Origin of the sequence: Enterobacter cloacae complex sp. 277I4 (assembly GCF_050031465.1) — a bacterium.
In the GTDB taxonomy this organism is placed as follows: Bacteria; Pseudomonadota; Gammaproteobacteria; order Enterobacterales; family Enterobacteriaceae; genus Enterobacter; species Enterobacter cloacae.
The window spans coordinates 3513638-3527512 of sequence record NZ_JBLGWC010000001.1 but is presented as its reverse complement, the minus strand read 5'-3'; the positions used below and the strand labels follow the sequence as shown (position 1 = coordinate 3527512).

Below are 13875 nucleotides of genomic sequence, written 5' to 3'. Positions count from 1 at the left end.
GTTAATTAAGCCAGGCGCCAAGCGGCAACGTCACATCCAGCAGGCGGTCAAAGGCGTACCACAGGAAAATGCCCATTACCACGCCCGAGATCCCCGCCGCAGGCAGGCTGGCGTTAAACAGCGTGCCGATGACCATCGTCAGGATGGCGGTCGCCACCGGGAAGCCGAGCCATTCAAAGCCCCAGGCATACATCAGCAGCACAATGACCATCACCAGCAGCCGCTGCAAAATGCGCTTAGGCGGCCACTCTACGGTATCCGGGTGGCGTAACAGCATGGCCACCGAGCAAAGCAGCATCAGGCCGACAATGCCCATTGGAAAGGGGCGGGGCCCCACGGGTTCATAGCTGTATTCGCTGTGGATCTGCCAGGCGACGAACATCCCGCCAATGCAGAGCAACAACCAGATCCCGGCAAAAATGCGATCGCTCATAGCGCCTCCGGTTATTTGGCCAGGCCAAACGCTTTTGCTTTCTCGCGGTAGTCATTCACCTGTTTTTTGACATACTCGTCCAGCTGCTTGCCGTTCAGGTTGAACTCAAACAGCCCGCGCAGATCGCGCTGCTTTTTAAATTCGTCTGTCTGCTGCAGTTTGTTAAAGGTATCGACCCACCACTGGTATTCGGCATCGGTCACTTTTGGCCCGACAAAGAAGCCGCGGATAATCGGCCAGACGAGGTCATAACCCTGTTCTTTTGCAGTAGGCACGTTTGCCAGCTGTCCCGGCAGACGGTTTTCGGAGAAGACCGCCAGCACGCGGATTTTATCGCCGTTCAGGTAGGGCACCATTTCACTGAGGTCACCGGAAACTGCCTGCACGTGGTTGCCCATCAGCGCCGTCACCGGCTCACCGCCGCCCTCAAACGCCACGTAACGCATTTTGTGCGGATCCACTTTCGCCTGCTGCGCCAGCAGGGCGGCTTTCATCCAGTCCTGGCTGCCGATGGAGGCGCCTGCACCAATCACCACGCTGTTAGGGTCTTTTTCCATGGCGGTGAGCAAATCTTTCAGGGATTTCCACGGGGAATCTGCACGCACGGCAATCATGCCGTAGTCGGTACCGACGGTGGCCAGCCAGCGCACGTCATCCACGCCGTAGCGGCCAAACTTGCCCTGGGAGAGGTTAAGCAGCGAGCCGCCGGAGAAGGCCACCACTGTGCCGGCTTCCGCCGGACGTTGCGCGACAATCGCGTTATAGGCCACCGCGCCCACGCCGCCTGGCATGTAGGTCACGCGCATCGGTTTTTCAATGGCCTTCGTCTCCAGCAGGCTGACCTGAATCAGCTTGCAGGTGAGATCGAAACCGCCGCCCGGTTTGGCCGGAGCGATACATTCGGTGCGGGACGGGGCGTCCTGCGCCTGGACAACAGAGGCACTCAACATTAATACGCTTGCAGCAATCGTTGAAAGTAATTGTTTTTTCATCGTTTATCCTCACGCCGGGGGTACGGGTACGGGTTTTTTTCTGATTATGTGAACCACCTTGTAGCGGTTCCGTTGCGTGATTGTTAAAACAATAACCTTTCATTTCCCTTTCAACGCGACACCAACTTTACAGGATGTGATATGCGTCTCTTACTGGCGGAAGATAATCGTGAGCTGGCTCACTGGCTGGAGAAAGCGCTGGTGCAGGAGGGCTTTGCCGTAGACTGCGTTTCTGACGGGCGCGCGGCCGATCATCTGCTGCAGGGGGAAAATTACGCGGTGGCGATACTGGACATCGGTATGCCCGGTTTTGACGGCCTGGAGGTGGTGCACCGTTTACGTAAACGCGGCCAGACCTTGCCGGTGCTGTTTCTCACCGCACGCAGCAACGTGGCGGATCGGGTGAAAGGCCTGAACGCCGGGGCGGATGATTATCTGCCAAAACCGTTTGAGCTGGAGGAGCTGGACGCCAGGCTTCGCGCCCTGCTGCGCAGAAGCGAGGGGAGAACCCAGGAACGCCAGCGCCTTGGGGAGCTGGAGTATGACGACGACGGTTTTTTCCTGCTGCGCGACGAGCCGCTCTCGCTCACCCCGCGCGAACTGTCGCTGCTGAAGGTGCTGATGCATCGTCGCACCCGCCCCGTTTCCCGGCAGCAGTTGTTCGATCAGGTGTTTAGCCTGAACGACGACGTCAGCCCGGAGAGTCTCGATCTTTACATTCATCGCCTGCGCAAAAAGCTGAGCGGCAGCGGCGTGCGGATCACCACCCTGCGCGGACTGGGCTATGTGCTGGAGTGCGGCGATGAAGTGGGTTAAGCCTCAGTCGCTTTATCTGCAGCTGCTGCTTTTTCTCGGCCTGCCGCTGCTGTTGTTATGGGGATTATCGGCTTTTAACAGTTACGTCAGCGCCCTGCAGGCGGCGACCCAGGCGTACGACCGCACGCTGTTATCTTCGGCGCGTACCGTCTCTGAGCGGCTGGAGGTGCACAACGGCAAGCTGCTGGTTGATGTTCCCTGGGTGGTGCTCGACAGCTTTGAGCTGAACATGAACGATCGTCTCTATTACAAGGTGGTTGACCCGGAGGGGCGGGTGATCTCCGGCTATGACGATCTGCCGAACATGCCCCCCTCCACGTCGCGCACCACGCACTATCCCGCGCTGGCCTGGTTTTATCATACTGAGTATCGCGGCCAGGCGATCCGCGTGGCGAAGCTACTCCAGCCGATTAACGAAGACAATGTTTCCGGTATGGCGGAGATCTACGTCGCCGAAACCTTGCAGTCGCGGCGCTATCTCGCCACTCAGCTTCTGTTTTCTTCGCTCGTTTCGCAGGGACTGCTGGTGCTGCTGACGCTGGTCTTAACCGCCTGGCTGCTGCGCCGCGTGCTGCGCCCGATGCGTCAGCTCTCTTCGCTGATGGTGCGCCGTGAGCCAGGGCTGCTGGCCCCGCTGCCGGAGCTGCTGCCCTGGTCGGAAACGCGGCTGCTGATCGTGGCCTTTAACCGTTATATCGACAGGTTACGCGGCGTACTTTCCCGCCAGGAGCGCTTCAACGCCGATGCGTCTCACCAGCTCAAAACGCCGCTGGCGGTGCTCAAAACCCAGGTTTCCGTTGCCCTGACGCGAAACGATCCGGCCCTGTGGCAGGAGAGTTTACGCGCCATGAACGTGACGCTGGATAACACCATCGTCCTCACCGAACGGCTGCTGCAACTCTCCACGGTGAGGCGCAAAGAGCAGGGGGATCGCCAGTTTGCGCCGGTGGACCTGGTTCAGGTGGTGCAGAACTGCTGTTTCTCCAGACTGACGCAGGCGCGCAGCAAGGCGATCGATTTGGGTTATGACGGCATTCAGCAACCCGTCTTGATAGACGGTGATGAGGTGCTGCTGGGGGAGCTGTGCGCCAACCTGCTTGAGAACGCGATCAAGTACACCCCGGCAGGAGGCATTGTCACCGTGTTCCTGCACACCGACGCGGGCGGCGTTGAGCTCAGCGTGGAGGATAGCGGGCCCGGCATCGAAGACAGCCAAATTCATCAGGCAATACTGCCTTTCCATCGGCTCGACAACGTCGGGGACGCCAGCGGATCGGGTATCGGGCTGGCGCTGGCGAGCGATATCGCCCGGCTTCACCGAAGCCACCTGCAGCTTTCCCGCAGTGAGGCTCTGGGAGGGCTGAGCGTAAAAATGCGCTTTCTGTTGCTGACGTAAAAAAAACCGCGCGTTTCAAATCGTTACAATCTACTTGCCCGCCGCACGCAGAGTGCTTGATCGCCAGGCGTCTCAGGTTAAAATCTCGCGGTTTTTTTGGGACTTTTCTATAAATTGCGCGGGAACACGATAATGAAAAAAGTGGCATTGATGGGCTTAGGCCTGATATTCGTTTCGGCGGCGGCTAACGCCATCAGCTTTAACGGCTCAGCGGGTCAGGATTACACCCATCTGGGCTTTGGCCTGGGTACCGAGACCGCCGGTCTGGCGATGACCGGCGGCTGGACGCATAACGACGACGATGGCGATGCGGCAAGCCTCGGCCTGGGTCTGAATATTCCTCTTGGCCCGTTCCTGGCCACCGTCGGCGGTAAAGGTATCTACACCAACCCGAACGACGGCGACGAAGGGTACGCGGCAGCGGTGGGCGGCGGTCTGCAGTGGAAAATTGGCGACAGCTTCGGCCTGTTTGGTGAGTACTACTACTCGCCGGACTCCCTCTCCAGCGGTATCGACAGCTATGAAGAAGCCAACGCGGGTGCGCGCTGGACCATCATGCGCCCAATTACCATTGAAGCGGGTTATCGTTATCTGAATCTGGCGGGCAAAGACGGCAACCGCGACAACGCGCTGGCTGACGGCCCGTACGTGGGCGTCAGCGCAGGCTTCTAACCCCTCCGGCGCGGCGTCCGTCGCGCCAGTTTCTCTCCTCTCCATGCCGGTGATTGCGCTATAGTGTTTTCACCATATAAGCGGGAGAACACAATGATTAATGTGGAGATGTTATCCACCGGCGACGAAGTGCTGCATGGACAGATTATTGATACCAATGCTGCCTGGCTTGCCGATCTTTTCTTTGAGCAAGGATTACCGTTAACGCGCCGCAATACCGTAGGCGACAGTCTTGAGTCGCTGGTGACCGTTCTGCGCGAGCGTAGCGAACACTGCGACGTGCTGATTGTGAACGGTGGGCTCGGCCCCACCAGCGACGATCTCAGCGCGCTGGCTGCCGCGACCGCCAAAGGCGAAGGGCTGGTGTTGCACGAGGAGTGGCTGGCCCACATGGAGCGTTTCTTCTCCGAACGTGGCCGCGTGATGGCCCCCAGCAACCGCAAACAGGCTGAAATCCCGGCCAGCGCCGAACTGGTCGATAACCCGGTGGGTACCGCCTGCGGTTTCGCCGTTCAACTGAACCGCTGCCTGATGTTCTTCACGCCGGGTGTCCCGTCTGAATTTAAAGTGATGGTCGAACAGCAGATCCTGCCGCGCCTTCGCCAACGTTTTACCCTGCCTGAACCGCCAGTCTGCCTGCGCCTGACCACCTTTGGCCGTTCGGAAAGCGATCTGGCGCAGAGCCTCGATCACCTGCCGCTGCCGCCGGGGGTATCCATGGGCTATCGCTCTTCCATGCCGATCATTGAACTCAAGCTCACCGGGCCTGCCACGCAGAAAGCGGCGATGCTGGCGCTCTGGCCGGAAGTGCAGCGCGTGGCGGGCGAAAGTCTGATTTTCGAGGGCACGGAAGGGCTACCGGCGCAGATTGCGAAGCATCTGCAGTCGCGCCAGCTGAGCGTCACCCTCAGCGAGCAGTTCACCGGCGGCCTGCTGGCGCTGCAATTGTCGCGCGTTAATGCTCCGCTGCTGGCCAGCGAGGTGGTGCCGTTCCAGCAGGAGACGCTGGCGCAGACGGCGCGCTGGGCGTCAGAACGTCGGGTCAACCATTTTGCCGGGCTGGCGCTGTTTGTCGGGGGGATGGATGAGGAATATCTCAACTTTGCGCTGGCTACGCCGGAAGGGACGCATGCCTTAAGAGTCAAAATGAGTATCACCCGCCACAGCCTGGCGGTGCGTCAGGACGTCTGCGCCATGATGGCGCTGAACATGCTGCGTCGCTGGCTGGCAGGTAAAGAGGTGGCCAGCGAGCACGGCTGGATCAACGTGGTGGAATCGCTGTTCGTTGAGTGACCGGTTTGCCGGGGCGGCGGCCCCGGCGATACCTAACCCAGGGCCTTCGCCAGCAACGTGATCGGATGCTCGCAGCGCTTGCTGGTGGACATCTCTATCTGCCACTTGCAGGTTTCGCAGTCGGTCACCACGATATCCGCGCCGCTCTCCTCAATCTGGCGGAACAGCGGCGCGCCAATTGCCTGTGATGTTTCGTAATTTTCACGCTTAAAGCCGTAGGTCCCCGCAATGCCGCAGCAGCGCGAATCCAGCACCGTCAGCTCCAGCCCCGGAATTAACCGCAACAGTTCCAGCGTGTAAAGCGCCCAGCCCATTTTTTCCATATGGCACGGCGTGTGGTAGACCACTTTCAGGGGTAAATTTTTCAGCGGTAGCGTCTGCCCGCTGTCCAGCTTGCGCCACAGGAAACGGGTTGCCAGCTCGATATGTTCGCGCAGGCCGGTATTGTCCACGTCCAGCAGGTGCGGATACTCATCGCGCAGCGTGAAGGTACAGGTCGAGGAGGTGGCCAGCACCGGAATGCCTTTATCGACGATGGCCTCGCGCAGCGACGAGACGTTGCTTCTGGCCTGTTTGCGTGCTTTATCGGTAAACCCGTTGGCGATCAGCGGCACGCCGCAGCATTTCTCCTTGTTCAGTAACTGCACGCCTGTACCCATGGCGTTCAGCACTTTCAGCAGATCTTTACCCAGTTGCGGATGGTTGTAGTTCACGTAGCAGCCATGGAAGAACGCGACCTGGTCGGCATACCGCGCCTGGTCTGCCGCTACGGATTTGTACCAGCGGCGGAAAGTGCCGTGGGAATATTTGGGCAGACTGCGGTGATGGTCGATCTTAAGCGTGATATCCAGCAGTTGGCGCACCGGTTTCAGTGAGGTCGCGGCGTTCACCAGCGGGGCAAACGGCGTGGAGACGCTGCCCATCAGATCGGTATGGCTAAGAATGGCATCGCGCAGCGACGGTTTTTGCGTGCTATAGCGTGCCCGGGCGCGCTGAATAATGTCGCCGATTTTCACATCCGACGGACAGGCGACTTCACAACGTTTGCAGTTGATGCAGTATTTCAGCGCGTCATCGTACAGCGCGCCGTCCTTCAGACGCAGGCGCTCGCCGTCCGGCCCGGCCTGTTTCGGCCCGGGATAGCGCGGGTTAACGCCGCTGACCGGGCAGACGGTGGTGCAGACCGTGCATTTGATGCAGCTTTCAAAGCGGGAATCGTTCATTGTTCAGCCTCCGTGCGCTGGCAAATCTGCTCTGCCACATAGAGCGCCGTTATGGCGCAGACGCCGCCGCCGCAGCCCTGGGCGATAGGATCGTATCCACCCAAAAGCGAGCCGATGGCGTAGAGATTCGGTACTGACTTTCCTGAAAGTTGCGGATGCAGCTGGTTATCCACGATTACACCGAACTGCTGCCACGGCTGCGGGGCAAAGAAATCGCTCTGATACCAGTCCGCGCGAGAGGCGCTCTGGCGGACGTCCAGCCCCATAATCGCCTCGCGAATGCCGTCCCGGCTGCTCAGCAGACCGTTGCTGAAGAAACTGCCGCTTGCCAGCACCGCGTAACGCGTACGAAGCGGAATATCGTCGTGGTTGCGGGTCCAGATTTCGCTCACCGAGCCGTCAGTCAGGGTGATTTTTTTCACTTCATCACCCCCCATCCACACGCCTCCCTGGGCCACAAACTGGCGCTGAAGCTGGGTATGCAGGCGAATGCCGGGCACCGACGGAGGAAGCGTTGGCAGCAGGCCGAGCGAGCAGGGCAGGCGGTCGGACAGCCAGCGCCACAGCCGGTTGTCCTGTAAGCCAAAGCAGGCGGGCATAAACAGCGCATCGCATCCCTCTGCAAGCGGTTTGAGCGCCTCATACAGCAGCGGCCATTTCTCTTCGTTATCGAGCAAACGGGCAATATTCACCGCGCGGAACTCGCTGGGGTTGTCGCGCAGGACATCCAGCTCAGGAAGGTCAATCTCTGCCGTTTCAGCGTTGACCCCCTGGCGACTGAGCGAGGCCGCTGCCAGATGGGGCTGAAAATCCAGAAAACCGCTAATGCCCACCACCCGCACGCTCGTGGCCTTGAACGGGGCAACGGGCACCTCCTCCGGGCTGAGCCAGGCGGAACGCAGGGTGCCAAGCGGCGTGACGCGCGCGTGATTTTGCCTGGCACTCCCCTGCATAAGTGCGCCGCAATCAGCCAGCAGCGCTTCGGTCTCCAGGGCAAAGCGGTCAATGTGCTGCGCGCCAGTCAGGTGATAAGGATGCTCTGCCGGCAGTTTTTCGCGGTACGTTTCGTCCACCAGATCCAGCGAGCCCGACGAGAAGTGCAGGGCGCTCTGGCCCCGGGTGATAATGGCGCAGCGCAGTCCCTGCTTCGTGAGTTTGATGCCACAGAGCAGACCCGCCAGCCCGCCGCCGACGATCACCGTATCAAATTTCATCGCGTTGCTCCTTCTCAAGACCGCAAAGCCCTTGGTACACCCAGCGGGTAAATTCGCTTTCACGCAGGGCATCGCCCCAGGCGACAGGCTGAATGCCTTTCCAGCGCTCGTTCAGAAAATCGCTGAGCTGATCGAGCGACTGGGTGGCGGTGGTGGTATGAAAACGCTGCAGCAGCCCGGCGGCACGGCAGGCACACAGCTCCCCCTGACAGGTGCCCATCCCGACACGGGTGCGGCGGCGGAGATCGAGCAGGCTATTCACCGTCAGATTCTCCACCGCGTATTGCACTTCCCCGGCGGTAACGGCCTCGCACTCGCATACCAGACTGCGGCTCAGCCGCCCTTCACCCAGCCAGACCGGTGTTCTGTCGCCATGGCGATAGACAGCCGAACCACGCAGGGGGGCAGGCAGGGAGATAATTTTTTGCAGCGTTTTCTCGGTGGACTGGCGCGAGCCGGGCAGGGGCTGTTCTGCGGTCACGCACGGTTCGCTATTGCCCAGTTTGCGGCAGACAGCATCCGTCGCCCATTCGGCCATCAGGCGGTAGGTCATCAATTTACCGCCGGTGATGGTGATGAAGCCGTCCAGCCCGTCGCGCGCGGCATGGTCAAGCAGCACAATGCCGCGGCTGACATTGCGTCCGCTCGGGTCGTTATCGCTGGCGACAAGCGGACGCACACCCGCGTAGGCGCGCAGGATGCGGGTCTGGGCCATCACCGGCGCCAGTTTTTCTCCTTCGCGCAGCAGGATGTCGACCTCTTCTGCGGTGACCCGATTGTAGTCAATCTCGCTGTAGTCAACATGGGTGGAGGTGGTTCCGATTAACGAAATGGTATCGCCGGGGACAAGGATGTCTGCGTCAGACGGTTTACGGCAGCGGTTGATGACATGGTTATTAATGCGGTGGTCGAGGATCAGCAGCGAGCCTTTGGCCGGGAACATGCGCACAGATAAATCGGCGTATTCTGCGATGCGTTGCCCCCAGATCCCCGCCGCGTTGACCACCACGGCGGCATACAGCTCGCTGTGTTCGTTGTACTGCGTATCCAGGACCCGCACGCCCACGATGCGATGCCCCTCACGGATAAGCCCGGTGACCTGATGGCCGGTCAGGATCCGCGCGCTGTGCTCGCGGGCGTCCAGCATGTTGGCCGCCGTCAGACGAAACGGATCCACGGTGCCGTCCGGGACTTTTACTGCACCCGTCAGTGCCGGATTAACCGAAGGTTCGATGCGGCGTGCAAGGGCCGGGTCAATGGCTTGTGCCTGAATTCCCGCGGCCTGGCAGGCGGTAATGAAAGTTGACTGAAAGGCGAGATCGTCTTCGGGAAGCGTAATAAACAGGCCGTTGGTCGGTTCAATACAATGGCGGGCGATACGTCGCAGGATCTGATTTTCGGCGATACATTCGCGTGCCGATTCGCCGTCGGTGACGGCGTAGCGGGCGCCGCTGTGCAGCAGGCCATGATTGCGTCCGGTAGCGCCGGTCGCAATATCATGGCGCTCCAGGAGCGTGACGCTCAGCCCTCTGAGCGCACAGTCGCGTGCGATGCCAGCGCCGGTCGCGCCCCCGCCAATGATAATCACATCGCTGTAGCGTGGATCGTGAATTGTCATTGTCATCCCTCTGTGTTCGTTTTTTATCATTTAGCCACATGAAAACTGTGGTTTGTTTGATTTCGAACACAAACGAGCGAAATTCGAAAGTGAAACGTGATTCCATGCGCTTTTTTGCGCATGTTGTCATATTTCTGTAACAATTTGTGCGTTGATTCACAGTAACAATCACCGTGATTTCTTAACATCCCCGCCTTGCTGGAGTTTGGGGCAGTTAAACCCCTGTAAATTCAATACATGGCCACGGAGGCTGTCATGCTCAGTATCTTTAAACCTGCGCCGCACCGGGCGCGTCTGCCTGAGGCAGAAATAGATCCGCTTTACCGCCGCCTGCGCTGGCAAATTTTCCTGGGGATCTTCTTCGGGTATGCGGCGTATTACCTTGTGCGTAAAAACTTTGCCCTCGCCATGCCTTATCTGGTTGAGCAGGGCTTTTCGCGTGGCGATCTCGGGTTCGCGCTGTCGGGGATCTCCATCGCCTACGGCTTTTCGAAATTCATCATGGGATCGGTGTCGGATCGCTCGAATCCGCGCGTGTTCCTGCCAGCCGGTCTGATCCTGGCGGCGGCGGTGATGCTGTTTATGGGCTTTGTGCCATGGGCAACGTCCAGCATCGCCATTATGTTTGTGCTGTTGTTCCTGTGCGGCTGGTTCCAGGGGATGGGATGGCCGCCATGCGGGCGTACCATGGTGCACTGGTGGTCGCAAAAGGAGCGTGGCGGCATCGTGTCGGTGTGGAACTGCGCGCACAACGTGGGTGGCGGCATTCCGCCTCTGCTGTTCCTGCTGGGGATGGCCTGGTTCAACGACTGGCACGCTGCGCTCTATATGCCTGCCTTTGGCGCCATTCTGGTGGCGATTATCGCCTTTGCGCTGATGCGCGATACACCGCAGTCCTGCGGCCTGCCGCCGATTGAGGAGTACAAAAACGACTATCCGGATGATTACAGCGAGAAGCACGAAGAAGAGCTGACGGCAAAGCAGATCTTCATGAAGTACGTGTTGCCGAACAAACTGCTGTGGTACATCGCGGTTGCGAACGTGTTTGTTTACCTGCTGCGCTACGGCATCCTCGACTGGTCACCGACCTACCTGAAAGAGGTGAAGCATTTCGCGCTGGATAAATCCTCCTGGGCCTACTTCCTGTACGAATACGCGGGGATTCCGGGGACGCTGATTTGCGGCTGGATGTCGGACAAAGTATTTAAGGGCAACCGTGGCGCAACGGGCGTCTTCTTTATGACGCTCGTGACCATTGCCACCGTCGTCTACTGGCTCAACCCGCCGGGCAACCCGGGCGTGGATATGACCTGTATGATCGTCATCGGCTTCCTGATTTATGGTCCTGTTATGTTGATCGGTCTGCATGCGCTGGAACTGGCACCGAAAAAAGCAGCCGGTACGGCGGCAGGCTTTACCGGTCTGTTCGGCTACCTGGGCGGTTCGGTCGCGGCGAGCGCCATTGTGGGCTATACCGTTGACTTCTTCGGCTGGGACGGCGGCTTTATGGTGATGATCGGCGGCAGCGTGCTGGCGGTACTGCTGCTGATTGTTGTGATGATCGGTGAAAAACGTCACCACGCGGACGTGCTGGCGCGTCGTCAATAAGGAGCATTGCCATGAAATTAACTCAATTAGCGACCGGTCTGCTGCTGGCGGGCCTGATGACCGGCTCCGCACTGGCGGCGGATAAAATCGTTATTGCCCATCGCGGCGCAAGCGGCTATCTGCCGGAGCATACGCTGCCGGCGAAAGCGATGGCCTACGCGCAGGGGGCCGATTATCTTGAGCAGGATCTGGTGATGACAAAGGACGACCAGCTGGTCGTCCTGCATGACCACTATCTTGATCGCGTGACCGATGTGGCGGAGCGTTTCCCGGACCGCGCCCGTAAAGATGGTCGTTTTTACGCCATCGATTTTACTCTGGATGAAATCCGCTCTCTGAAGTTTACCGAAGGCTTCGAGATTGAAAACGGCAAGAAGGTGCAGGTTTATCCGGGACGTTTCCCGATGGGTAAATCTGACTTCCGTATCCATACCTTCCAGGAAGAGATTGAGTTTGTTCAGGGGCTGAACCACTCGACGGGCAAAAATATCGGCATCTATCCGGAAATTAAAGCCCCGTGGTTCCATCACCAGGAAGGGAAGGATATTGCCGCGAAGACGCTGGAGGTGCTGAAGCAATACGGCTACACCAGCAAGAAGGACAAAGTTTATCTCCAGTGTTTTGACGCCGCAGAACTGAAGCGCATCAAAAGCGAGCTGGAGCCTAAGATGGGGATGGATCTCAATCTGGTCCAGCTGATAGCCTATACCGACTGGAACGAAACCCAGGAGAAGCAGGCAGACGGCAAGTGGGTAAACTACAACTACGACTGGATGTTCAAACCGGGCGCCATGAAGCAGATCGCGCAGTACGCCGATGGGATCGGGCCGGATTACCACATGCTGGTGGCGGAAGGTTCAACCCCGGGCCACGTGAAGCTGACGGCGATGGTAAAAGAGGCACACGCCAGCAAGATGCAGGTGCATCCGTATACGGTGCGTGCTGACCAGTTACCGCCGTACGCCACGGACGTGAATCAGCTTTACGAGGTGTTGTATAAGCAGGCGGACGTAGACGGGTTGTTTACGGATTTCCCGGATAAAGCAGTCGAATTCATTCACCGGAAGTAGGTTTTGTAGGTCGGGTAAGGCGAAGCCGCCACCCGACAATCAGGCTCTGCGGCCTGATGCCCTCACCCTAACCCTCTCCCACCGGGAGAGGGAACCAGGGCAATCACATCTCGATTTCAATATCACCTTTTGCCCGGCAGCAGCAGGGCAAAATTTCCCCTTCATTGATAAAGGCCAGCGGTTCGGTCAGCCAGTCCACCTGGCCGGTGACCAGGCGGCAGCGGCAGGAGCCGCAATAGCCTTCACGACACTGATACTCTACCGTCACCTGATTCGCCTCAAGGGCTGCCAGCAGGGAAGGGTGCTCTTCCTGGCACAGCACTTCTGTGCCCGAAAGACTCAGCGTTACGCGCGTCATCAGAGCTGGAAATTGCTCAGGTCGTCAGTGTTGACTTCAGAATCAATCTGACCGACCAGGTAAGAACTTACTTCCACTTCCTGTGGCGCTACCTGCACGTTATCGGACACCAGCCAGGTGTTGATCCACGGGATCGGGTTGGAGCGCGTCTGGAATGGCAGATCGAGACCGACCGCCTGCATACGGATGTTGGTGATGTACTCAACGTACTGGCACAGAATGTCTTTGTTCAGGCCAATCATGGAGCCGTCGCGGAACAGGTAGTCTGCCCACTCTTTCTCCTGCTGTGCGGCCAGCACGAACAGGTCGTAGCACTCCTGCTTGCACTCTTCAGCGATTTCCGCCATCTCCGGGTCGTCTGCGCCGCTGCGCAACAGGTTCAGCATGTGCTGGGTACCAGTCAGGTGCAGGGCTTCGTCACGGGCGATCAGACGGATGATTTTGGCGTTACCTTCCATCAGCTTGCGCTCGGCAAACGCAAAGGAGCAGGCAAAGCTCACGTAGAAGCGGATGGCTTCCAGGGCGTTAACGCTCATCAGGCACAGGTACAGCTGCTTTTTCAGCGCGCGCAGGTTCACGGTGACGGTTTTGCCGTTCACGTTGTGGGTCCCTGCGCCCAGCAGGTGCCAGTAGCTGGTCATCTCGATCAGCTCGTCGTAGTAGTGGGCAATCCCTTCCGCGCGTTTCTGAATCTGCTCGTTGGTGACGATATCGTCAAACACCACCGCCGGATCGTTAACGATATTGCGGATAATGTGGGTGTAAGAGCGGGAGTGGATCGTCTCCGAGAACGCCCAGGTTTCCACCCAGGTTTCCAGTTCCGGAATGGAGATCAGCGGCAGCAGGGCAACGTTCGGGCTACGGCCCTGAATGGAGTCCAGCAGCGTCTGGTACTTCAGGTTGCTGATGAAAATGTGTTTTTCATGCTCCGGCAACGCCTGGAAATCGATACGATCGCGGGAAACGTCAACTTCTTCCGGACGCCAGAAGAAGGAGAGTTGCTTTTCAATCAGCTTTTCGAAGATGTCATATTTTTGCTGATCGTAGCGTGCCACATTGACCGGCTGGCCGAAGAACATCGGCTCTTTGAGCTGGTCGTTTTTCGTCTGTGAAAAGGTGGTATATGCCATGAGTGTGTCCTGTGGTGTTATTTCCCCCTCATCCCGGCCCTCTCCCACAGGG

General features: G+C 58.8%; 13 protein-coding genes. 6 read left to right on the top strand and 7 right to left on the bottom strand.

All coding sequences use genetic code 11. From position 1 onward, the window contains the following. Position 1: 1 nt before the first annotated feature. Both ACQG19_RS17195 and ACQG19_RS17190 read right to left on the bottom strand, forming a co-directional pair. Complete coding sequence (locus ACQG19_RS17195) at positions 2–433, bottom strand: tripartite tricarboxylate transporter TctB family protein (RefSeq protein ID WP_013098089.1); 432 nt, start codon at positions 431–433, stop codon at positions 2–4. A gap of 11 nt (positions 434–444) precedes the next feature. Then, a complete protein-coding gene (locus tag ACQG19_RS17190; RefSeq protein WP_029881726.1) occupies positions 445–1425 on the bottom strand; it encodes a Bug family tripartite tricarboxylate transporter substrate binding protein in 981 nt (326 codons plus the stop codon). A gap of 141 nt (positions 1426–1566) precedes the next feature. Here ACQG19_RS17190 and tctD point away from each other — a divergent pair, with 141 nt between their 5' ends. From tctD to ACQG19_RS17170, 4 genes are all read left to right on the top strand, one after another. Beyond that, on the top strand, positions 1567–2241 hold the full coding sequence (gene tctD, locus ACQG19_RS17185) for a transcriptional regulator TctD (RefSeq protein ID WP_013098025.1): 675 nt from the start codon (positions 1567–1569) through the stop codon (positions 2239–2241). Further along, positions 2228–3637 (top strand): sensor histidine kinase, encoded by a 1410-nt coding sequence (locus tag ACQG19_RS17180; RefSeq protein WP_029881725.1) that lies wholly within the window; start codon positions 2228–2230, stop codon positions 3635–3637. The genes tctD and ACQG19_RS17180 overlap by 14 nt, the downstream gene beginning before the upstream one ends. Before the next feature lie 132 nt (positions 3638–3769). Continuing rightward, on the top strand, positions 3770–4309 hold the full coding sequence (locus tag ACQG19_RS17175; RefSeq protein ID WP_013098023.1) for a YfaZ family outer membrane protein: 540 nt from the start codon (positions 3770–3772) through the stop codon (positions 4307–4309). 93 nt (positions 4310–4402) lie between these two features. Beyond that, a complete protein-coding gene (locus ACQG19_RS17170; RefSeq protein ID WP_020690657.1) occupies positions 4403–5602 on the top strand; it encodes a nicotinamide mononucleotide deamidase-related protein YfaY in 1200 nt (399 codons plus the stop codon). A gap of 32 nt (positions 5603–5634) precedes the next feature. On the opposite strand, the gene glpC is transcribed toward ACQG19_RS17170, so the two are convergent. Genes glpC through glpA form a run of 3 tightly spaced genes read right to left on the bottom strand, consistent with a single transcriptional unit; the run spans position 5635 to position 9657 of the window. Then, the gene (gene glpC, locus ACQG19_RS17165; protein ID WP_222168738.1) at positions 5635–6825 is read right to left on the bottom strand and encodes an anaerobic glycerol-3-phosphate dehydrogenase subunit GlpC; all 1191 of its coding nucleotides are present in this window, start codon (positions 6823–6825) and stop codon (positions 5635–5637) included. Next, on the bottom strand, positions 6822–8039 hold the full coding sequence (gene glpB, locus ACQG19_RS17160) for a glycerol-3-phosphate dehydrogenase subunit GlpB (protein WP_222168739.1): 1218 nt from the start codon (positions 8037–8039) through the stop codon (positions 6822–6824). Before glpB ends, glpC begins: the two co-directional genes overlap by 4 nt. After that, complete coding sequence (gene glpA / locus ACQG19_RS17155) at positions 8029–9657, bottom strand: anaerobic glycerol-3-phosphate dehydrogenase subunit A (RefSeq protein WP_246932199.1); 1629 nt, start codon at positions 9655–9657, stop codon at positions 8029–8031. Before glpA ends, glpB begins: the two co-directional genes overlap by 11 nt. A 255-nt stretch (positions 9658–9912) precedes the next feature. On the opposite strand from glpA, the gene glpT reads away from it, so the two are divergent. Continuing rightward, positions 9913–11265, top strand: coding sequence for a glycerol-3-phosphate transporter (gene glpT / locus ACQG19_RS17150; protein ID WP_013098018.1), 1353 nt, complete (start codon positions 9913–9915; stop codon positions 11263–11265). A gap of 11 nt (positions 11266–11276) precedes the next feature. After that, positions 11277–12335: a glycerophosphodiester phosphodiesterase gene (gene glpQ / locus ACQG19_RS17145; protein ID WP_023621542.1), complete on the top strand. Its 1059-nt coding sequence runs from the start codon at positions 11277–11279 to the stop codon at positions 12333–12335. 103 nt (positions 12336–12438) lie between these two features. Here the strand turns inward: glpQ and yfaE are convergent, their stop codons facing one another. Beyond that, a complete protein-coding gene (gene yfaE, locus ACQG19_RS17140; RefSeq protein ID WP_014832737.1) occupies positions 12439–12693 on the bottom strand; it encodes a class I ribonucleotide reductase maintenance protein YfaE in 255 nt (84 codons plus the stop codon). Next, positions 12693–13823, bottom strand: coding sequence for a class Ia ribonucleoside-diphosphate reductase subunit beta (gene nrdB, locus ACQG19_RS17135; protein WP_161657594.1), 1131 nt, complete (start codon positions 13821–13823; stop codon positions 12693–12695). Before nrdB ends, yfaE begins: the two co-directional genes overlap by 1 nt. Between the last annotated feature and the right edge of the window lie 52 nt (positions 13824–13875).

Bases quoted from the DNA above. Each gene is read 5' to 3' on its own strand.
- ACQG19_RS17195 (WP_013098089.1), bottom strand. From the start codon at position 433: ATGAGCGATCGCATTTTTGCCGGGATCTGGTTGTTGCTCTGCATTGGC.
- glpQ (WP_023621542.1), top strand. From the start codon at position 11,277: ATGAAATTAACTCAATTAGCGACCGGTCTGCTGCTGGCGGGCCTGATG.
- tctD (WP_013098025.1), top strand. From the start codon at position 1,567: ATGCGTCTCTTACTGGCGGAAGATAATCGTGAGCTGGCTCACTGGCTG.
- glpA (WP_246932199.1), bottom strand. From the start codon at position 9,657: ATGACAATTCACGATCCACGCTACAGCGATGTGATTATCATTGGCGGG.
- glpT (WP_013098018.1), top strand. From the start codon at position 9,913: ATGCTCAGTATCTTTAAACCTGCGCCGCACCGGGCGCGTCTGCCTGAG.
- ACQG19_RS17180 (WP_029881725.1), top strand. From the start codon at position 2,228: ATGAAGTGGGTTAAGCCTCAGTCGCTTTATCTGCAGCTGCTGCTTTTT.
- nrdB (WP_161657594.1), bottom strand. From the start codon at position 13,823: ATGGCATATACCACCTTTTCACAGACGAAAAACGACCAGCTCAAAGAG.
- glpB (WP_222168739.1), bottom strand. From the start codon at position 8,039: ATGAAATTTGATACGGTGATCGTCGGCGGCGGGCTGGCGGGTCTGCTC.
- ACQG19_RS17190 (WP_029881726.1), bottom strand. From the start codon at position 1,425: ATGAAAAAACAATTACTTTCAACGATTGCTGCAAGCGTATTAATGTTG.
- ACQG19_RS17175 (WP_013098023.1), top strand. From the start codon at position 3,770: ATGAAAAAAGTGGCATTGATGGGCTTAGGCCTGATATTCGTTTCGGCG.
- ACQG19_RS17170 (WP_020690657.1), top strand. From the start codon at position 4,403: ATGATTAATGTGGAGATGTTATCCACCGGCGACGAAGTGCTGCATGGA.
- yfaE (WP_014832737.1), bottom strand. From the start codon at position 12,693: ATGACGCGCGTAACGCTGAGTCTTTCGGGCACAGAAGTGCTGTGCCAG.
- glpC (WP_222168738.1), bottom strand. From the start codon at position 6,825: ATGAACGATTCCCGCTTTGAAAGCTGCATCAAATGCACGGTCTGCACC.